This is a genomic window from Corynebacterium sp. UMB6689 (assembly GCF_030215295.1).
Classification (GTDB): Bacteria; Actinomycetota; Actinomycetes; order Mycobacteriales; family Mycobacteriaceae; genus Corynebacterium; species Corynebacterium aurimucosum.
The window spans coordinates 16970-36118 of sequence record NZ_JASOLS010000024.1; the positions used below are offsets into that span (position 1 = coordinate 16970).

18 protein-coding genes are annotated in these 19149 nt (G+C 59.0%); 9 read left to right on the forward strand and 9 right to left on the reverse strand.

Annotated elements, in window-relative coordinates; translation table 11 throughout:
* Positions 1–126 precede the first annotated feature (126 nt).
* Both QP363_RS11285 and QP363_RS11290 read left to right on the forward strand, forming a co-directional pair.
* Positions 127–3318, forward strand: coding sequence for a Z1 domain-containing protein (locus tag QP363_RS11285; protein WP_216380388.1), 3192 nt, complete (start codon positions 127–129; stop codon positions 3316–3318).
* Between the two features lie 265 nt (positions 3319–3583).
* Positions 3584–4738, forward strand: coding sequence for a glycoside hydrolase family 25 protein (locus tag QP363_RS11290; RefSeq protein WP_284764633.1), 1155 nt, complete (start codon positions 3584–3586; stop codon positions 4736–4738).
* On the opposite strand, the gene QP363_RS11295 is transcribed toward QP363_RS11290, so the two are convergent.
* Positions 4735–5577, reverse strand: a complete 843-nt coding sequence (locus tag QP363_RS11295) for a spermidine synthase (protein WP_216380382.1) — start codon at positions 5575–5577, stop codon at positions 4735–4737. The genes QP363_RS11290 and QP363_RS11295 overlap by 4 nt on opposite strands.
* 102 nt (positions 5578–5679) lie before the next feature.
* Here QP363_RS11295 and mnmA point away from each other — a divergent pair, with 102 nt between their 5' ends.
* On the forward strand, positions 5680–6765 hold the full coding sequence (gene mnmA / locus QP363_RS11300; RefSeq protein ID WP_284764634.1) for a tRNA 2-thiouridine(34) synthase MnmA: 1086 nt from the start codon (positions 5680–5682) through the stop codon (positions 6763–6765).
* A complete protein-coding gene (locus QP363_RS11305) occupies positions 6766–7674 on the forward strand; it encodes a methionine synthase (protein WP_284764635.1) in 909 nt (302 codons plus the stop codon).
* 8 nt (positions 7675–7682) lie between these two features.
* On the opposite strand, the gene QP363_RS11310 is transcribed toward QP363_RS11305, so the two are convergent.
* The 6 genes from QP363_RS11310 to QP363_RS11335 form a co-directional block, all read right to left on the reverse strand.
* Complete coding sequence (locus QP363_RS11310) at positions 7683–8813, reverse strand: ATP-binding protein (RefSeq protein WP_284764636.1); 1131 nt, start codon at positions 8811–8813, stop codon at positions 7683–7685.
* Positions 8814–8896: 83 nt separating this feature from the next.
* Positions 8897–9160, reverse strand: coding sequence for a hypothetical protein (locus tag QP363_RS11315; RefSeq protein ID WP_070644603.1), 264 nt, complete (start codon positions 9158–9160; stop codon positions 8897–8899).
* A gap of 21 nt (positions 9161–9181) precedes the next feature.
* The gene (locus QP363_RS11320) at positions 9182–9445 is read right to left on the reverse strand and encodes a hypothetical protein (RefSeq protein WP_070710996.1); all 264 of its coding nucleotides are present in this window, start codon (positions 9443–9445) and stop codon (positions 9182–9184) included.
* A gap of 9 nt (positions 9446–9454) precedes the next feature.
* A complete protein-coding gene (locus tag QP363_RS11325) occupies positions 9455–10453 on the reverse strand; it encodes a serine hydrolase (RefSeq protein WP_144656136.1) in 999 nt (332 codons plus the stop codon).
* The gene (locus QP363_RS11330; RefSeq protein WP_144656133.1) at positions 10453–10965 is read right to left on the reverse strand and encodes a helix-turn-helix transcriptional regulator; all 513 of its coding nucleotides are present in this window, start codon (positions 10963–10965) and stop codon (positions 10453–10455) included. The genes QP363_RS11325 and QP363_RS11330 overlap by 1 nt, the downstream gene beginning before the upstream one ends.
* Positions 10966–11028: 63 nt before the next feature.
* Positions 11029–11700 carry a 3'-5' exonuclease gene (locus QP363_RS11335; protein ID WP_070515611.1) on the reverse strand — a complete coding sequence of 224 codons (672 nt, stop codon included), beginning with the start codon at positions 11698–11700 and terminating at the stop codon, positions 11029–11031.
* 127 nt (positions 11701–11827) lie between these two features.
* Here QP363_RS11335 and ligA point away from each other — a divergent pair, with 127 nt between their 5' ends.
* From ligA to QP363_RS11350, 3 genes are read left to right on the forward strand one after another with little or no spacing between them, the layout of a single operon-like run.
* Entirely contained in the window at positions 11828–13852 is a 2025-nt protein-coding gene (ligA, locus tag QP363_RS11340; protein ID WP_284764637.1) for an NAD-dependent DNA ligase LigA, read from the forward strand.
* The gene (locus QP363_RS11345) at positions 13849–14619 is read left to right on the forward strand and encodes an HAD family hydrolase (RefSeq protein ID WP_284764638.1); all 771 of its coding nucleotides are present in this window, start codon (positions 13849–13851) and stop codon (positions 14617–14619) included. Before ligA ends, QP363_RS11345 begins: the two co-directional genes overlap by 4 nt.
* Positions 14616–15374: an HAD family hydrolase gene (locus QP363_RS11350; protein ID WP_284764639.1), complete on the forward strand. Its 759-nt coding sequence runs from the start codon at positions 14616–14618 to the stop codon at positions 15372–15374. Before QP363_RS11345 ends, QP363_RS11350 begins: the two co-directional genes overlap by 4 nt.
* 6 nt (positions 15375–15380) lie before the next feature.
* Here the strand turns inward: QP363_RS11350 and QP363_RS11355 are convergent, their stop codons facing one another.
* Positions 15381–16040, reverse strand: a complete 660-nt coding sequence (locus QP363_RS11355; RefSeq protein ID WP_070447752.1) for an amino acid-binding ACT domain protein — start codon at positions 16038–16040, stop codon at positions 15381–15383.
* A 207-nt stretch (positions 16041–16247) separates the two neighbouring features.
* Between QP363_RS11355 and gatC the strand changes: the two genes are divergently transcribed.
* Both gatC and gatA read left to right on the forward strand, forming a co-directional pair.
* The gene (gene gatC, locus QP363_RS11360; protein WP_070447754.1) at positions 16248–16550 is read left to right on the forward strand and encodes an Asp-tRNA(Asn)/Glu-tRNA(Gln) amidotransferase subunit GatC; all 303 of its coding nucleotides are present in this window, start codon (positions 16248–16250) and stop codon (positions 16548–16550) included.
* Between the two features lie 2 nt (positions 16551–16552).
* Positions 16553–18037: an Asp-tRNA(Asn)/Glu-tRNA(Gln) amidotransferase subunit GatA gene (gatA, locus tag QP363_RS11365; protein ID WP_070644596.1), complete on the forward strand. Its 1485-nt coding sequence runs from the start codon at positions 16553–16555 to the stop codon at positions 18035–18037.
* 164 nt (positions 18038–18201) lie between these two features.
* Here the strand turns inward: gatA and QP363_RS11370 are convergent.
* Positions 18202–19149 (reverse strand): HNH endonuclease signature motif containing protein (locus tag QP363_RS11370; protein ID WP_284764640.1); only part of this gene is annotated, 948 nt, incomplete at its 5' end.

Genomic DNA, 19149 nt, shown 5'->3' on the forward strand with positions numbered 1-19149 from the left:
ACTTGACGCTTTCGAATAACTGTTTGTAAAACTCAAGATGAATGTCCGGCGTTTCGCGTATTGTCAAGCATTGAGCCACTTAAATAGCAGCTCAAGGCAAGTTTTTCAACGTGATAGGAGCAGATAATGGACGACGGCGCGACTAGCCAAACCAAACCTGGATTTGCAACACTCAAAAGAGCAATGGCCAATGTGCTGAACCCTTCAAATCTCACTCTATTGGCAACTGTCGAGCAACGCCTCGAGCTTATGGAGGGGTTGTCAACTACTTCCGAGTCGCTCCGAGAGTTTGTTGAGCATGCGACTGAGGATGAAATTCAACCCTTGATGACGTTTATCGGGGCCGCGATTGACGCATCGGCTGATGTGTTGAAGCCGGAGACTGATTCTGAGCCTAAGTCGGATGGCCGCCGTGATTGGGTCTTTGCTCAACTTGGTTTGTCATTTGTTGCGGAAGAGTTGTCTGAGCGTTTGCCAGATCCGGAGCCAGCCGTCATCATCGAAGATAAGTTCACTGAGTGGTACACGGCGGAGCGCCGGCAGGAAGTTACAAACTACTGGGATGATTATGTCCGGGTGTTGAGTCGAAACGGCTGGGATGCAGAATCTATTGGAACGGTAGGTGCACAAGCAACCGAAGTCATTCGTCGAATCGATGATCCAAAGAAGCCCTATTCGTTCTCATCTCGAGGACTCGTGGTTGGCTACGTCCAAAGCGGAAAAACCGCAAACTTTACCGCTGTGGCCGCTAAGGCCATTGATGCCGGCTACCGGTTTATCGTGATTCTTGCCGGCACGATGGATAATCTCCGCGAACAGACACAGCGGCGATTGGATAAAGAACTGTGCGGTCGAGAAGCTGTTTTGAGTGGCCTTGACGAGGCTGATCTCACAGCAAAAGAGCGGAAGGATGAGACCTACTTCAACGGTGATGAGGAGTGGGAGCGCGAATGGCAAGACAAGGGTGGAGCTTTTGTAGCCCACGGTCCATCCTACGGAAAGACCGGTTTTCCGCGTGTTAAGCGAGTGACCACGTCGGTTCGTGATTACCGGCGTACGGGAACTAGTGCAATTGAGATTGAGCGTCCTGACAAGTCGAAACCGGTGCACCACCCGGATAATTTGGACAACATGCCCTGTCTCGTGGCAGTTGTCAAAAAGAATGCTTCGGTGCTCAGGAATCTGAATTCTGATTTGCGGCGTGCTGCTCGCCTTAATGATGACCTCAAGCATCTTCCTATGCTTGTTATTGACGATGAATCAGATCAGGCATCTATCAATACAAAAAATCAAAAACCGAATAGGCGGGAAGAACGAGAGCGTACAGCCGTAAACGAGCAAATTACTGACCTGCTTAGTATTTGTCCGCGTGCTCAGTACGTGGGTTACACTGCTACGCCATTCGCCAACGTGTTTATCGATCCGTCTGATCCAGAGGATCTTTACCCTCGACACTATGTGTTGATGCTCAACGAACCCCCAGCGTATCGCGGTGCTAGGTGGTTTCATGACCGGATGGATTTTGCAGATTCGCCGGAGGAGGCTACACGCTTAAATTCGCAGAGTATGGCCTTCATTCGGGACTTGGCTGACTCGAAGTCTTTTGCAGAGGAAGGGGCGTTTGAAGAAACTCGTGTGGAAGAGCTTGGCGAAGCTCTCGACATGTTTGTTCTTACTGGTGCAATCAAGAAGTTTCGTGAGGCTAAGCATCCAGGTCTGTCGTTCAAGCACCATACCATGCTTGTACATGAAGGAGTGGGTACGGATATTCACCGTGATGGCAAAGAGATTTTAGAAAAGCTATGGGAGACGAGAGCCTATAATCTTAGCCGGCCAAACTCTCGGATGAAGAGGCTTTTCGAAGACGATCTCCTCGATGTCATGGACATTGATCGATACTCTGAGGGGTATGCGGTTCCGCGAACTTATGCTGAGCTTTTGCCGTATATCAATGAAGCTTATTCTGAAATGATGAAGGGAGTTCAGCCAGGCAAGTGCCCCGTGCTTCAAGTGGATACACAGGGCAAGGAGAGTCCAAACTTCGAGTCGGGTGGGGTGTGGAAGATTCTCGTAGGCGGAGCTCAGCTCTCTCGTGGATACACTGTTGAGGGACTTACCATTTCGTATTTTCGCCGACGTACGGGAAGTGCCGATACGTTGATGCAGACTGGCCGTTGGTTTGGGTTCCGCAAAGGGTATCAAGATTTGGTCCGCCTGTATGCTCCTGTTGATCTGGTGGAGATGTTCGAAGCGGCAATGCACGATGAAGAAGTATTCCGCGACAATGTAAAGATATACGCTCAGCAGCCGCTGGATTCTGACAAACGGTTAACACCAAGTCGCATCGCTCCAATGGTGAGACAGTCGCTCCCAGACCTTAAGCCAACCAGCTCGAATAAGATGTTTAATGCTTATATTCGTTCAAGTGCTGCTGCGCCGAATGTCGTCGAGCTCAATTCGATTCCGGATCGGCAGGACCGCGACGCCCTAGCGTACAACTTTGAAAAGGTCGGAATTCCATTGCTGCAGTCGCTGGGTTCCGAAATTACCCAGATGGCATATTTCCGATTGGAGGGCATGCGAAGTGGAAACACATTTGCACATGCTGGCCGTAAGAACTTCCATGTGGGAACCGTTAGGTCCAACGAGTTTGTTGAACTCTTGGATTCTATGAGGTGGTACGAAGGTGCCAAATACAAAGAAAATATTGTTACCCCGCACGTTAGATATCTCCGCGGGTTGATGGGGGATGGACGTCATTCAAACGTGGACCAGTCTGATTTTCGGGAGGTTGCTGTCTTGCTGCCAATCCTGTCTCAGAATCCAGAACGGATTCACGTTCCTGGGGTTCCCTTCCCAGTTCCGCTAGTGAAGCGCAGTCGACGCGAAAACCGTCACGATATCACTGGTACTGACCGTAAGAACACCTACATTATGCAGAGCATCGCTTCCGGAGAGTCGGTCCTTAAACCTCGATTGAATGACTTGCTCGACTATGAACGATTCTTGTTAGAGAAGTTTAAACCAATTGATGGCGATGAACCGTTTGATTTGGATTCAGAGGCTGCTGCGAAGCGTGGTGCGCTCTTGATTACAGCTTTCGATGATCGAAAGCCAGAATTGGTTGCAAAGAGCCGACGGGAGGGTAATTATGTGGCTCCAGATTGGAGTAAGGGGGAGGTAGGCCTAGCGCTTGCCTTCAACTCTCCGCATGATGCTGTTCGCGGTAGTAATGGCGTTGTTGAGTGGGGAGTGCACCTTCGAGGCGACGGTGATGGCGATGATGTTGTAATCGAAAACCTCAACGCGCAGGGCTAAATTGATTGAAGCGTACCCGCAAATTGCGGGAGTGTGCATATCCTTCAACCTGTAGCCGAAAACTTCGGAAGGTTGAGGAGCGTCGCCAAGCGCTGCCCAAACGTTCGCTGTTGTAGTATTCGACGATGGCAGCCAGTGGCATTGTCAAGAGAATGGGTGTGGTGGTGCCGGTGAGGGCACGTTGCGTGGGAAATGTGACAAAAGAGTTCAGTGTTGCGCGTGTTGCATCTGTTACTCATGTTGTTAGAGCGGTAGTGTGGCGCGCATGAGCCATGCACGTCGCCTTGTTACCGCCGCCGTTACTGCTGTAGCGGCCGTGGCACTGTCCGTATCCACCGCCGTTGCCATTCCGTCCACCGCACCTTCCGGTGTGGATGTCTCCGGAAATAACCACGCGTCCCTTCGCGGAATCGATTGGGATGCCGTGAAGTCTGATGGCCAGTCCTATGCCTTTGTCAAGGCCACTGAAGGCGTTGGGTTTGTTAACAACCACTTCGTACGCGATGCCAACGCCGCAGCAGCCGCTGGACTAAAGGTCGGTGCTTACCACTACGCGCGCCCGGCTGGTGACGCCAAGCAGCAGGCGGCCAGCTTCGCCTCCCAGATTGCACTGGTGCCGACGCAAACCCTGCCGCCGGTGCTCGACATCGAGGTCGATGAGGGCCTGAGCGCCAAGCAGTTGGAGGAGTGGATTGATACCTTCATGACTGAGTTGAAGTCCCTGACCGGCCGCACGCCGATGCTTTATACCTACAAGTACTTCTGGATGGGCCAGATGGGTAATACCACGCGCTTCTCCGAGTACCCGCTGTGGCTGGCGGCCTACCAGGACACCGCGCCGGAACCGGTCGGTGGCTGGGACAAGCTGGCCTTCTGGCAGCGCTCCGGTAGCGGCCGCGTGGCTGGCATCGAAACCGATGTGGACATGAACCTTTTCAATGGTACTGAAGCACAGCTGCACTCCTTCTCCGGTGGCAACTACATTGACTTCGGTGGAATTTTGGATGACCTGGTCATCCCGGGCGTTGACCTGGGCGATGACGCCGGTGTGCTGATTGCGGGAATTCTAGCCCTGGCAGCGGGTGCCGTGGCTGTGCCTGCCGTTGCTGATGCCGCGAAGGATGCGGGGCTGGATGTGGATCCGACCGGGCTTATCAAGCAGGCGGAGAAGCTGCTTAACGACGGTGCCATCAACGCTGACGACCTCAAGGACATGGCTAACAATGACGCCAGCATCGGTGACCTGGCCATCTTCTTGGACAATGCACAGCACCTGCAGGATGTTGATGCCGACAATGTCAGCCAGCAGGACGTGGAGAACGCCGACCGCGCCGCGCGCAGCGCGGGTCACGCTGCGGGTGTAGCCATTCCGGCCATTGACTCCAAGCAGGTAGCAGACCTGCTCAATAGCCTGCGTTAATTACTTCCGGGAGCTGGGGTATCGCGCCGCGGAGTCGCGCCCTTCAAGAAGCGGCGGGTCCACGACTCGTCGCGAAAGTGTGCGGGCACCGCACCGGAGAGTAACGGCTTGGCTAGGGCGGCGGCTTCGGGGGAGCCGTCCGCGGGTAGCTCGGTATCTGAGCCGATGAGGATGATGTTGCCGTAGCGCCGGCCTTTAAGCATGGGAGGATCGGCGATAACCGCGACGTGTGCGAAGACTTCTGCCATCCCGGCCAGTTCGGCCTTCGCACCTTGGAGATCGGAATGGTCACCGCAGTTGGCCACGTAGAGGCCACCAGGGGACAAGGTAGCGTGGGCGTGCTGGAAAAATTCTTGGGTGGTGAGAGGCTTCGGGGTTGTATCACCCGCGAAGACGTCTCGGATGATGACGTCGAAACGATTCGGCGGGAAACCTTCGGTCACGGCGCGTGCTTCGCCGGCGCGGATTTTCACGCGGGGAGCAGAGGGGATATCGGCCAGCTCACGGATGAGCTCGGCCAGTTTCGCGTCGAGCTCCACCACAGTGTTGTGGGAATCCGGCCACAGGTCAGCGAAGTAGCGGGGGAGCGAACAGCCACCGCCGCCCAGGTGGAGCACGCGCTTGCCGGGGGCGAGGTTCTCCACCGCAGCGGCAATCCAGCGCATGTACTCAAACTCCAGGGTGCGTGGCTCATTGGGAATGAGGTGCGAGGAGGGCACGCCGTTGATGTTGAGGATGAAGGCGCCATCGCGGAACGGGTCGGCTTCGATGACGAGCTCGCCGGTGGAAATCTCGTAGGTTCCCGCGATTGAATCTGCCTTGTTGCGTTTTCTGCCCATAATGCCTTTTAGCTTAGGGAATAGAGCGTGAGTCCAGTGTGTTGGGGTATGGGGTACACCGCGACTAACCTAAGGGTCCGAAAGAAAGAAGAAGGGGAAAGCATGCGAGTATTGGTAGCCATGTCCGGCGGCGTCGATTCCTCGGTCGCCGCGGCACGCGCGGTGGAGGCGGGCCACGACGTCATTGGCGTGCACCTAGCCCTGCACAAGGATGCACAGCAGACCCGTGAGAAGGCACGCGGATGCTGCTCCCTAGAGGATTCCGCCGACGCCCGCCGTATATGCGACAAACTCGGCATTCCCTTCTATGTATGGGACTTCTCCGAGGAGTTCAAGGAAGCCGTCATCGGGGATTTCGTGGACTCCTACGCCCGCGGTGAGACCCCGAATCCGTGCTTGCGCTGTAATGAGAAGATCAAGTTCGCAGCCTTGCTGCGCAAAGGCATGGCGCTGGGCTTTGATGCAGTCGCCACGGGTCACTATGCCACCATCGACTCTGATGGCTACATGCGCCGCTCCCTGGATGAGAACAAGGACCAGTCCTATGTGCTGGGGGTGATCACCAAGGAAGAGCTGGACCACTGTTTCTTCCCGATTGGCGATACCCCGAAGCCGCAGATCCGCGAGGAGGCCAAGCGCCACGGATTCTCTACTGCGTCCAAGCCTGATTCTTATGACATCTGCTTCATCCCGGACGGCAATACCCAGGCCTTCCTGGGCCGTTCCATCGGACTGCGTCCGGGGATGATCGTGGACACTGAGGGCAATGAGCTCAAGGAACACGATGGCGCGTGGAACTACACCATCGGCCAGCGCAAGGGCTTGGATATCAAAACGCCGACTGCCGACGGCTCCCCGCGCTACGTCACCGACATCGACGCCGCCACCGGTACCGTCACCGTCGGATCGCGCGCCGACTTGGCCGTGACCCGAATTGAGGCCAATCGCCTGAAGTACCTGCACCCCGCGATGGAAGGTGACTTCGACTGCGAGGTGCAGGTGCGCGCCCACGGTTCTGTCGTTCCCTGCCGCGCTCACGTGGACCGCGAAGCCGACCGCATGACACTGGAGCTGAAAGAGCCACTCTCCGGCGTGGCTCGTGGCCAGGCTGCGGTGCTCTACCTGCCGAGCCCGGACGAGCTGGGAGATATTGTCCTGGGCTCCGGCACCATCTGCGGGACGGCGTAGATGACGGGATTCGCCCTTGGCCCCATGCCCGGCACCTCCATGGCGGAGGCTGCGGACATCATCATGGGGGAGACCGAACTTCCTGCCATCCCGCAGCTGCCCCAGCGTGGCCTCGGTTCTGACGCGGTGGGCCGCACGGCCAGCATGCTGGAGGCTATCTCCATCGACCGTGGCCCGCGTTCCTGGCGCATGACGGCACGCCCGCAGTTGCTCACCCGCCGCACAGGGGACCGCTTGGAGCGTGACCTCGACGAGGTCCAAGAGGTCTGGGGTGAGAGCGTGCCGCACGTCAAGGTGCAAGCACTTGGCCCCTGGTCGCTGGGGGCGAGCATTGAGCTTTCCGACGGCCACCGCGTCCTCACCGACCGCGGCGCCTTCACCGAGCTTTCCGAGTCTCTGCTTCATGGTGTCCACGCCCACGCCGCGGATGTCGCGCGACGTTTCCACGGGGAGGTCGTCGTCCAACTCGACGAGCCCCTGCTTGCCGACGTTGTGGCCGGGCGCATTCCTGGCACCACCGACTTCGATACCATCCCTGCTGTCCCAGACGAGGTCGCGTTTGACCTCCTGCAGTCCTTCGACGCAGATTACCTGCACGCCCCGCCGCTGTGGTCCCTCGCGCGTGCCGCAAAGACCTTCCTCACGACCTTCCGCGGCCTAGACACCCCGCGTCACCTCGACGGCCTGGGTGAGCACTTGAATGCCGGCCACCGCATCGGTCTGGGTATCGAAGGTTCCGATTCCCGCGCGGAGGCCATCACGCTGGCCCGTCACCTTGACCGTATTGGCATGCCACGCGAGCTGCTCATCGATCATTTAGACGTCTACCCAGTCAAGGCCTCCGCTCGTTCACTGCGCTCGGTATCCGAGACCGCCGATATCCTGATTCGCGACGCCGGTGACCTTTAACCCAGTTGTTAATCGACTCGTCCCAGGCTGTCCGTAGCGGTGAAGTAGGCCTCCATATACGGGATGACGAACTGGAGCCTGCCATGGGCGGTGGGTTCGATCAGGTCGGCATCGATAAGCCTTTGGCGCGTCGCCGAGAGGGAGCGCACCGTCCGGTCCTGGTGTGCGGCAATGTTCTTGATTTCTGCCGTGCCGTCCTCCATGACCGCGCTCATCGCTTCGAGGAAGAGACGCTGCGCCGGCGGCAGCGCTAGGGTAGCGGGCTGGTGGACCTGAGCGCCGAGAACTGAGATCGCCTCGGCTGACACCGCCGCGACGTCGCGTTCCTCGATGCTGCTTCCGCCCTCACGCTGAGCCTTTCCCCAAGCCAGTGAGCCTACGAGCTGCACCATGTAGGGGTAGCCGCGGGACAGTCGCACCGCAGCCGCTACTGCATCATCGGTGAACTCGAGCCCCGACTGCGCGGCGGTTTCGGTGAAGGCTACCTCGGCGTTCGCGGGGGAGAGTGGCCCCAGAACGAACTTCTGCGCGCGGCGCAGGAAGGTGACCCCCGGCAGATCCAGCAGGCGGTTGACTCCCTGCGGAAGGCCCGCGGCGACAATAGCGACGACGAGCTCATCGCGCACCAAGTCTTGGTAGGTCACGGCCAGGGAGGTGAGGTCCTCGGCATCTGCGTCCTGTACCTCGTCGATAGTCAGCAGCACGCCCGTGCCTTTCAGTAGTGCTAAGAGCTCGCGCAGTCGGGTGTTGAGCGTGGGTTTATAGGCTTCCTCGGTGTTGTGTTGGATGCCGATGGTTGCCACTCCGCCAATGCCAACTCGGTTAACCTTGCTCTTATCCGCTGGGGCTAGCTTGTCTATGATGCGCGGGATGGTGGTGTCCACCAGTTCCTCCACCATGGAGCTGCGTCCCGAGGCTCGGAGGGTAATCCACCCGCGGCTCGAGGCGATATCTTCGAGCTCATTGAGCAAAACTGTTTTACCGATACCGCGGGCGCCGCTGATGATGAGCGAGCGGCCCGGACTTCCAGGCTGGGAGTCAAGCGCAGCCCGGAAGGTGTCGAGTACTGCCGTGCGGCCGACCCAGAAGAGTGGTGGCACGCCGAAGGTGGGGCGGAAGGGGTTCTCATGTGGGGACATAGGCCCATCCTAGGACATTGGGAGATTTGGGAGACTTTTCTAAAGGTGGAGATTTGGGAGACTTTTTCGTCCCCCAAGTGGAATTAGGCGTCCCGCCCCGCCCGAATGGCGCCGACGATGTCAAAATCGCCGTTAATAGCTATGGGGTCACGCTGCGTGAGCTCTGCGAGCTTCTCCTGGACGCTGGGACGCGGCGAGAAAACAGGGCGTGAAGCCGTGGTTGTCAGGAGATCGCGCAGATAGTCTTCCAAAGAAACTCCAGCGGCGTTAGCACGTTTCTGAAGGGTGGCAATTACGGTGGGGGCGACGCCATGGATGTGGACCGTGCGGGGAGCGGGAGCAGTCATACCGTCAGTGTACGGGAGGACTTAGATTGTGTTTGCGGGCTTCGAGGTCATAGCCCGCCAAGCCACCGCGCCGGCGTACACAGCACATCCGGCGACGAGGCCATACCACCAGAAGAAGTGGAGACCGTCATTCCAGGGCAAGGAGTTTCCGATGACGATTAGAACGAGGGCCGTAATCGCTACGGAAATAGCGCGATAGACCGTCTTACCTGGAGTGGTGAAGGCCTTCCATGCCGACTGAAGGAGAGATGCAATGATAATGATCATGCTGATGGTGAGGAACACGGTATCTCCTTAGGATGCGAGCTCGTCGAAAAGAGCTTGGGCCAGGTTTTCGGTGCCGGCGAGGGAATCGTTGTTGGCGAAAGTAGCGCGTTTGGTGGCCGGATCGATGATAAGCATCGTGGAATAGCCATAGGTGCCGCCGTTGTGCCAGTACCCAGCACTATTCTCGCTGGGAGGCTGCCAGCCGAAGTCGGTATCGCCGTTGTCCATGAACCACTTGGCGAACTTGGCCATGTCACTTGCGGTGGAGCGGATGGCTCCCGCGGGTGCGGAGCCTTCCATCTCCCAGGGCTCAGCGTGGCGGCCGGTGGGGGTTAGGCCGCGTGGAGCGTCGTCAGGCACAGAGCCCGGAGTCATGAGATAGGTCTCTGTCATGCCAGCTGGCTCGAAGATGCGTTCTTTGAGCATCTGTTCATAAGGTTGCCCGTCAACGGTCTCGAGCATGTGGCCCAGGAGCCCATAGCCAAGGTTCGAATAGGAATCTTCGCCGCGGCCCTTCAACTCAGACTTCGTGGCTGCATCCATGATCTCCTCTACGGTCTCGCCTTCATAGGGGTTCGAACCGGTGACACCCGAGGCGAGATTGCTGAGGAGGCTCGCGCTCGCCAGTCGCGGTAGTCCAGAGGTGTGGTCGAGCAGCTCCCTTACGGTGACGTCAGCGACGGGCGCATCCCCGACATCGAGGACCTCGCCCACAGTGGTGTCAGTTCTCAGCTTTTCCTCTTGGACGAGCTGGTGGGCTAGCTCGCCGGTGAACATCTTGGTTACGGAGCCGATTTCGACCTCCGTGTGCTCGTCGCTGCCCAGTCCCGCAAAGGTGACCTTGCCGTCCTGGAGGGTAAAAGCGGTGAGGTTGTGGAAGCCAGGCTCGGAGTGCTCTTCCAGCTGGGCGGCTAAGGCTTCGTCGCCAGTTTTGTCTTTTGCCAGAGCAATTCTTTGCGGCCCTGCGATGAGCAGGATGGCTGCAACGGCAATCGCAGCAATGACGGCTAGGGAAATTCTACGCATTAGTGGTCCTCGCTTGCGGTGATGATGGTGAGAAGGGGGATTACTCGGGCAGGGCGGATGGAATACTCGCCGCCAGACTTCGTGGTCCAGCCGGCATGTGTCAGTGCGCTTAAGTGGTGGTAGGCGGTGCCCGTAGAGGAGACGATGTCTTCTTCGACAAGCTCGGCGGCTGTCGCGGGTGCGGCGAGTAGGCGGCGCAGGATTTCGCCGCGGACTGGATGGGCGAGCGCAGAGAGGCGCTCGAGGTTTTGTGCCCAATCCTCATCGGTGACGAAGTTCGTGGGGCGCTGCCATTGATAGGCATAAGTGCGCTTGCCGACGTTTATGTTGCCGCCAAAGATGACGGAACCGTCGGGAAGCTGCTCGTTGGGTGCGAGGGCGTCGACCAGCCAGTAGGCCGAGCTTTCTCCAGTGGTGGATGCGGGGCCGGCGTCGGTGGGCGTGGTGCGCCCTTCAAGCGCGGCGACGCGCGCTTCGAGTTCGGCAAGGCGTGCTTCGACTGTTGTTTCCATGATTTCTAGAATTCCAGAAATCTAGAAACCTGGCAAGAGTTAGTTGGGGATTAGGTGCTGGGGTTAAGAAATCATCGGCCAAGCAGTGGAGACATCCGAGGCATCGCGCCCGCGTCCTTCCAGGTACTTCTTGAAGGACTCGCGGTCCTTGTACCACTCGACGGCCTGGTACTCCATGAGCTCGTTGGTATCCATCTGGGCTAGCTCAGGGAAGTGCTGGCGCACCTGTTTCCAGGCCACGCGGGCGGCCGCGAGGGCGTCGGCAGTCGCCTCATGCGCGTTGCTCAATTCCACGCCGTAGTGGGCGGAGACCTCCTCCAAGGTGCGCTTGCCTTTGCGCCACTTGTCCTTAACGCGGTCGATGACGAAAGGATCGAACACCGGACCGTTGACCGTGAAATCCCCGGTCAGCGCGCGCAGTACGGAGAGATCGTAGGCGGCGTTGTAGACAATGAGCGTGAGCCCCTCGTCCCACGCCTTATAGATGGAATCGACCGTCTCCTTGAGTACCTCCTCGTGCGGGCGGCCCTCCGCGCGGGCCTTCTCGGTAGTGATGCCGTGGATCTTGGCGGCTTCCTCGGGGATTTCCACACCAGGGTCAGCGAGCATTTCCCGCTTGTCTACTTCGCGCCCGTCGATACGCACCAGGGCAGAGGTGACGATGCGGGCTTCTTTGGGCTTTACGGAGGTGGTCTCGAGGTCGAAGGAGAGCATGCGGGTGGCGTCGAAGTTCATGGACAACACTCTAGCGCCCGGCTCGGACACGCACTGTGGAAGTGCTGCAGAATGACGGACGAACCCTTGCAGAATGACCATCCGCAGGTCATAGGCATGTCCGGTAGCCCCGCTACACTAGTGACTCGTGAGTGATGCAGTAGATATCCAACGCGAATGGTCCGAGCTTGCCCAGGAAGTGCGCAAGCACCGCGAGCTGTACTACAACGGTGAGCCGTCGATTCCGGATGCGGACTTTGACGCGCTCTTCCAGCGCTTGTTGGCCTTAGAGTCAGAACACCCGGAGCTGCAGACCCCGGATTCGCCTACCCAGCAGGTGGGTGCTGCCCCGGAAGGCGCCGTCGACATCGAGCACCTGGAGCGCCTGTACAGCTTGGACAACGTCTTTAGCGCCGCGGAATTGCAGGATTGGCTGGACCGTACCCCGGCAAAGGCCTACCTCACTGAGCTGAAGATCGACGGTCTGTCCATTGACTTGGTCTACCGCGATGGCAAGCTTGTCACGGCGGCCACGCGCGGTGATGGTCGTGTGGGCGAGGACATCACTGCCAATGCGCGCGTTATCCCCGATATCCCGCACGAGCTCACTGGCACGGATGAGTATCCGGTTCCCTCCCTGGTCGAGGTCCGCGGCGAGGTGTACATGCGCCCGGATGAGTTCGAGGAGATTAACGCTGCGCGCCGCGAAGACGGTAAGCCCACTTTTGCCAACCCCCGCAACGCGGCGGCAGGCGGGCTGCGCATGAAGGATCCGGAGGACGTCAAGAAGCGTCGGCTCCACATGGTGTGCCACGGTATCGGCGCACGCGAGGGGTTTCAGCCCACCTCGCAACACGATGCCTATAAGGCCCTGGAAGCCTGGGGATTTCCGGTCTCTCCCTATACCCAGCGGGTGACCAACGCCAAAGAGGTTCAGGAGCGCGTGACTTACTGGGAGGAGCACCGCCACGACGCCTACTTTGAGATGGACGGGCTTGTCATCAAGGTCGATGATCTGGCCAGCCAGCGCGCCTTGGGTGCGACTTCGCGCGCGCCGCGCTGGGCTATTGCCTATAAATACCCGCCGGAGGAGGTCACCACCAAGCTGCTCAACATCGAGGTAGGTGTGGGACGTACCGGGCGCGTGACGCCTTTCGCCATCATGGAACCAGTCTTTGTCTCCGGCTCGACGGTCTCCATGGCCACCCTGCATAACCAATTCGAGGTCAAGAACAAGAATGTCCTCATTGGGGATACCATCATCATCCGCAAGGCCGGAGAGATCATCCCCGAGGTCCTCGGCCCCGTTCTGGATAAGCGCGATGGCAGCGAGACCGAATGGGTCTTTCCGGAGAACTGCCCTGCTTGCGGCACGAAGCTGGCTCCGCAGAAGGAAGGCGACCAGGACTGGCGCTGCCCCAATACCCGCAGCTGTCCAGCACAGCTCGCCGCACGCCTGGAATACCTGGCCTCCCGCAAGGCGCTTGACATTGGTGAGCTGGGGGAGAAGGCTGCTGCGGATCTGATTTCCTCCGGAGTGCTCAAGGATGAGGCGGACCTCTTTGATCTTGATGAAGAAGCACTCCGCAAATCCTCGGTCTACACCACGCAGAAGGGTGCGCTCAATGCTTCCGGTAAGAAGCTGCTGGAGAACCTGAAGACGGCCCGCCAGGCTGAATTCTGGAGGGTGCTCGTCGCGCTGTCGATCCGCCACGTCGGCCCCATCGCGGCGCGTGCACTAGCCACCCGCTTTGGCTCCATGGAAGTGCTGCGCGCAGCATCGGTGGAGGAGCTGGCGGATACCGACGGCGTGGGCAGCATCATCGCGGAATCCTTCAAGCAGTGGTTCGAGGTGGACTGGCACGACAACATTGTGCAGAAATGGACCGCCGCCGGGGTCACCATGGAGGAGGAGGCCAGCGATAAACCAGCGCAGACGCTGGAAGGCATCACCGTGGTGGTGACCGGCACCTTGGAGAACTTCACTCGTGATTCCGCCAAGGAGGCCATCATCACCCGCGGTGGAAAGGCATCCGGTTCGGTGTCCAAGAAGACGAACTATGTCGTGGTCGGAGAGAATGCCGGATCCAAGGAACAGAAAGCCCGCGATCTGGGGCTGACCATCCTGGATGAGGAGGGCTTCAACCGCCTTCTTGAAACGGGCGAGGCATGAAGCTAGCCGCCTTCGACCTCGACGGCACCATCTACTTCGATGGGCACATGCCCGAGGAAGTACCGAAGGCGATCGCCCGGTGGCGCGCTGCGGGCAACCTCGCCGTCGTGGCCACGGGCAAATCTCCCTATTCGGCCCGCCGAGCCCTCGAGCCTTTTGGCGTCGACTTCGACTACTACCTGCTCTGCAACGGCACGGTCATCACGGATGGTTCCTATGAGCTGCTCTATGAAAACCACGTGCCGCCCGAGGTAGTCCGCGCTGTGTATGAGCGGGTTCGTGATATTCCGAAGCTCGACTTGTATTGCACGCGCCTGGAAGGCCCAGATGGGCACCTCGTCCGCAACGTGGCGGGCGTGCACAATCCCATCATGAGCGAGCCAGTGCCGGTAGCGCCCGAGCGCATCGAGAAGGAGGCCTTTCCCCTCGTTGCCGCCTGGACGCCGGGTAACCCGGAGCTACAGAAAGAGATTGCCCAGTGGGTCACCGACCGTTTTCCCGTCGGGACCGCGATGAACCGCAACTTCTTCGACATTATGCCGCCCGGTCACGACAAGGGCTTTGCCTTGACCTGGCTGCTTCGTCTCCTGGAAGTTGAGCGTTCCGAGATCGAGCTCATCACCTTCGGGGACGGCCACAATGACCTGCCCATGCATGCGCTTGCCGACGTCTCCCTGACCTTCCCGTGGGCGCAACCCGACATCCAGGAGGCGTGCACCGCGGTGGTGGACTCGGCCGTGAAAGGTCTAATACACTACGGTTCATGAAGATTGCGGCTTTGGACATGGATGGCACCGTTTACGTCAACGAAGACATAACTGAGGCCGTAAAGGAAGCCATCGCCGCGTGGCGGGCCGCTGGTAACCTCGCGGTCTCTGCGACGGGTAAGTCTATTGCCAACGCGCGCAACACACTCGAGCCCTTCGGCGTGGAGCTGGACTACCACGTGCTCTACAACGGCACCGTCATCACGGACGGCGATTACTCCATCCTCCACGAGGAGCACTTGCCCAGTGATATCGTCCAAGCCGTCATCGATCGCTTCACTGGGCTGCCGTTGAATATCTACCTCACGGGCTTGTCTGGAGCCGATCAGGTGGCATGGGATGGCTTGGCGGGGCGAGAGTCCTCGATGGTGGCGAATACGGAGGCGGTGGATCCGGGGGACGCCGCCAAGCGCAGCACGGTCCTCATGTCTCTGTGGATTCCGGGCAACGCCGAGTTGCGCCGTGAAGTCGACGAGTGGGTCCGCGAAAACTGTAATGTCGAGTCCTCATTCAACTGCGACTTTTACGACATCATGCCGCCCGGACACAACAAGGGCGAGGGCTTGACACGACTGCTTGGTTACCTCGGCCACGAAGAGGCTGAACTCTACACCTTCGGCGATAGCTTCAACGATCTCTCGATGCATTCCATCGCCACCGAGTCCTTCACGTTCCCGGGAACACACATCACCGACGAGGTAGACCACGTGGTTCCTGACGTCGCCGCGGGCCTCAGCATATTGCTCGACCGCTAGGTCGAACTAGGTGAGGAAGGCGCCCAGGATGGCGCCCAAGTCACCCAGGTGCTCGACCTCGGAAGCGAGATAATCGGGCCCGCCAACGCGGCCCATCACCACGACATAGTTCGTGCCTACGAGGGGAGCGGCCGCCAGTGCGGATTCGATGAGGGTCCACGATTCCGGGATCCACGTGTCCTTTTCCGGATTGAGCACGCGGGCGGAGGTGATGTTGAGGTCGGTGGGGATCGAGCCGTCGTCGGCAGGCGCGGCGTCAGAGGCGGCAATGCGGCTGATCTTCTCATCGTTCGCAATGACGATGGCCCAATTGGAGGTCAGTGCCTTGGGAATTGCCGCGCAGACTTCCTTCATCGCGGCGGTTACGTTGCGCTGCGAGGCAACCTTCGCCAGTACATGGATCTGCCCGCGGCGGTCAACGCGGCCGCTGAACGGACGGATGGAATCAATTTCTACGCCTTCCACGGCCTGGGCTGCCGTGATGATCTCATCTGCCATGGTGGACTGGGGGAGATCGAGCACGATGTCATCCATGACCGTCCCGTCAGGGAAGTTTTCTACGATGTCGACGGAGCGAATATCGGCCTCGATGTTGCCCATCGCGTTGGCGAGGAGGCCAAGGCTGCCGGGAGTGTCAGGGAGGAGGACACGGACGAGGTACGACATATCGTTCTTTCTGGGGAAGATGACTAGGTAGGGAATTCTTGATATGAAAAGTTTATAGAACTTGATCGATGGTACCCAACGTATCGAATACTATTCAATAGCTCGTGTTGCGTTTAGGGGAGGAGCGGTGGTGGCGTGGCATCAGCCGTGCAGTACCATGGGTGCTTAGCTATCAACCGTCTCAATGAATAAAAGGATGGAGTTCGCGTGTCTGATATTTCGCGTGACGAGGTCGCGCACTTGGCAAAGCTGTCGCGATTGGCCCTGAGCGAGGAAGAACTGAAACAGTTCGCCGCGCAGATCGACGAAATCGTGGATTCCGTGTCCGCGGTTGGCAAGGTCGAGGCTGAAGGTGTGGAGCCGATGTCGCACCCGCACTCCGTTAACGCCCCCATGCGTGAGGACGTTGTCGTGCGAACCCTCACTGCCGAGCAGGCCTTGGACCAGGCCCCCGCAGCTGATGAAGATCGCTTCATGGTTCCGCAGATTCTGGGTGGAGGAGACGAATAAGAATGGCACAATTCATTGCGCCCACCGAGGGCATTACCGCGCTGACCGCCGCCGAGCTGGCTGAGAAGATTCACTCTCGCGAGCTCACCTCCCGCGAAGTTACTCAGGCCTTCCTGGACCGCATCGCGGAGACCAACGGCGAACTCAACGCCTTCCTGCATGTTGGTGCTGAGGAAGCACTGGTGGCTGCCGACGCCGTCGATAAGTCCCTCGACGCTGGCGAAGCGCCCGCTTCCGCGTTGGCCGGTGTGCCGCTAGCCCTCAAGGATCTGCTGGTGACTACCGACGCCCCTACGACCGCCGCCTCCAAGATGCTGGAGGGTTGGGTGTCACCTTATGACGCTACGCTGGTGACCAAGCTGCGCGAGGCCGGCATTCCGATCTTGGGTAAGACGAACCTCGATGAGTTTGCGATGGGCTCCTCTAACGAGAATTCTGCCTACGGTCCGGCTCACAATCCGTATGACACCGAGCGCACCCCGGGTGGTTCCGGTGGTGGTACCGCTGCGGCTCTTGCCTCCGGTCAAGCCCCGCTGGGTATCGGTACTGACACCGGCGGCTCCATTCGCCAGCCTGCCGCTTTGACCAACACCGTGGGCGTGAAGCCGACGTACGGCACCGTTTCTCGCTATGGCCTCATCGCTGCTGCAAGCTCCTTGGACCAGGCAGGCCCGACCGCGCGCACAGTCCTAGATACCGCGTTGCTGCACGAAATCATTGCCGGCCACGACTCCTTCGACGCCACCTCAGTGGATAAGCCGGTCGCGCCGGTAGTCGCGGCCGCCAAGGAAGGCGCCAATGGAGATCTTTCCGGCGTCAAGGTCGGCCTGATCAAGCAATTCGAGCGCGACGGCTGGCAGCCGGGCGTGATGGAGGCCTACCACGCCGCGGTTGAGCAGCTGAAGTCTCAGGGCGCAGAGATCGTCGAGGTTGACTGCCCGCACTTCGACGATGCTCTCGCGGCGTACTACCTCATCATGCCGTGTGAGGTCTCCTCCAACCTGGCCCGCTTCGACGGCATGCGCTACGGTCTGCGTGTCGGCGATGATGGAACCCACTCTGCGGAAGAGGTTATGTCCCTGTCCCGCGCGGCTGGTTTCGGCCCCGAGGTTAAACGCCGCATCATGCTGGGTACCTACGCGCTGTCCGTCGGCTACTACGACGCCTACTATTTGCAGGCACAGCGCGTGCGTACCCTCATCGCCCAGGACTTTGAGCGTGCTTTCGAGCAGGTCGATGTCCTCGTATCCCCGACCACCCCGACCACGGCCTTCAAGCTGGGGGAGAAGGTTGAGGATCCGATGGAGATGTACAACTTTGACCTGTGCACCCTGCCGCTGAACCTCGCTGGCGTGTGTGGCATGTCTGTCCCTTCCGGCATGGCATCCGACACCAACCTGCCGACCGGCCTGCAGATCATGGCCCCCGCATTCCAGGACGACCGCCTGTACAAGGTCGGCGCCGCCTACGAGGCAGGACGCAAGTAGCCCGCAGAATCGTATTCGCTGGCACACCTGAACCGGTGACTTTTCACGGAGACGTGGGAGGCCGCCGGCCCTCGTCGTTTTATTCGACGGTGGTTGTGTTCCTGGTTTCTTGGGTTCTTTCCTTTCTGCTGGATTGGTGTCGTCGTTTTATTCGACGGTGAGGTTTAGAAGGGGATGTCGTCGGTGCTGGCATCTGTGTCGGTGTTGTTCTCGGCTTCGGCTTGGGCCTTGGCTTGTTGTTGTGCGTAGTCGTCGAGTTCTTGTTTGAGGTATTGGGCTTCCTCGCGGATGCGTTTTCTGGTGGCGGTGATGTGTTGGGCGACTGTTTGTGCCCAGCGTTTTTGTTTTGGTGCTAGTGGCCCGTCGGCTTCGGTAATAGTCCAGGTGCCGTCTTCATATAGCCAGATGACATCCCCGCTGTAGGGGTCGAGCAGGTATTTGAGGGTGCCATCGGTTTTCATGTTGTGATGGCCTTGGCATAAACACGCCAGGTTCTTCGGGTGGGTTGGCCCGCCTTCAGCCCAGTTGTGTCGGTGATCCAACTGGCTGAGAAAAGCAGGCTCGCCGCATCCGCCGACCCGGCAGGTACCGTCGCGTCCTTCGACAAGTTTGCGCATAATCAGGCCGGGTTGGTAGCCGTCGGCTTCGGCGACCTCACCGGTTAAATCCCGAGTCTTATCATGCGGCATGGGCTCAGCCCGCCAGCCGAAGCCTTCAATAAAGGTCGGTGCATCCTCAATATCGCAGGCCTGGTAGGTGTGGAGCACCACCGTAGCTGGTGGCTTAATCTCCCCGGAAAGCAGTTTGATGACTGCCTCAGCGACAGTGATGTCTTCCTTGGCGGCGGTCTGGTGGATGAAGGCATCAAGTTTCATGCCGGTGCCTTCTTCAACCTGCAGTTCCAACCAGGCAGAAGTACCGTTAGAGGAAAACCGGTAGGTATCTTTAGGGCGGGTATCCCGATAGGCAATGGAATCATCCAGTGTTTTACATATATCGCGGACTTTGCGCCTGATTTGACTACGTGTAGGAAAGGCTTGGTTCGGCTTAGAAGGGGTAAAGAAGTCAGCCAGGAGGGTGTCGATAAAATCCAGGGTTTCTTTTGTTAGGGC

Excerpts from the sequence above, each read along its gene's own strand:
- QP363_RS11290 (WP_284764633.1), top strand. The coding sequence starts at position 3,584 with ATGAGCCATGCACGTCGCCTTGTTACCGCCGCCGTTACTGCTGTAGCG.
- QP363_RS11305 (WP_284764635.1), top strand. The coding sequence starts at position 6,766 with ATGACGGGATTCGCCCTTGGCCCCATGCCCGGCACCTCCATGGCGGAG.
- QP363_RS11335 (WP_070515611.1), bottom strand. The coding sequence starts at position 11,700 with ATGAACTTCGACGCCACCCGCATGCTCTCCTTCGACCTCGAGACCACC.
- QP363_RS11350 (WP_284764639.1), top strand. The coding sequence starts at position 14,616 with ATGAAGATTGCGGCTTTGGACATGGATGGCACCGTTTACGTCAACGAA.
- QP363_RS11295 (WP_216380382.1), bottom strand. The coding sequence starts at position 5,577 with ATGGGCAGAAAACGCAACAAGGCAGATTCAATCGCGGGAACCTACGAG.
- QP363_RS11285 (WP_216380388.1), top strand. The coding sequence starts at position 127 with ATGGACGACGGCGCGACTAGCCAAACCAAACCTGGATTTGCAACACTC.
- QP363_RS11310 (WP_284764636.1), bottom strand. The coding sequence starts at position 8,813 with ATGTCCCCACATGAGAACCCCTTCCGCCCCACCTTCGGCGTGCCACCA.
- gatA (WP_070644596.1), top strand. The coding sequence starts at position 16,553 with ATGGCACAATTCATTGCGCCCACCGAGGGCATTACCGCGCTGACCGCC.
- QP363_RS11330 (WP_144656133.1), bottom strand. The coding sequence starts at position 10,965 with ATGGAAACAACAGTCGAAGCACGCCTTGCCGAACTCGAAGCGCGCGTC.
- QP363_RS11345 (WP_284764638.1), top strand. The coding sequence starts at position 13,849 with ATGAAGCTAGCCGCCTTCGACCTCGACGGCACCATCTACTTCGATGGG.
- mnmA (WP_284764634.1), top strand. The coding sequence starts at position 5,680 with ATGCGAGTATTGGTAGCCATGTCCGGCGGCGTCGATTCCTCGGTCGCC.
- QP363_RS11325 (WP_144656136.1), bottom strand. The coding sequence starts at position 10,453 with ATGCGTAGAATTTCCCTAGCCGTCATTGCTGCGATTGCCGTTGCAGCC.
- QP363_RS11315 (WP_070644603.1), bottom strand. The coding sequence starts at position 9,160 with ATGACTGCTCCCGCTCCCCGCACGGTCCACATCCATGGCGTCGCCCCC.
- QP363_RS11355 (WP_070447752.1), bottom strand. The coding sequence starts at position 16,040 with ATGTCGTACCTCGTCCGTGTCCTCCTCCCTGACACTCCCGGCAGCCTT.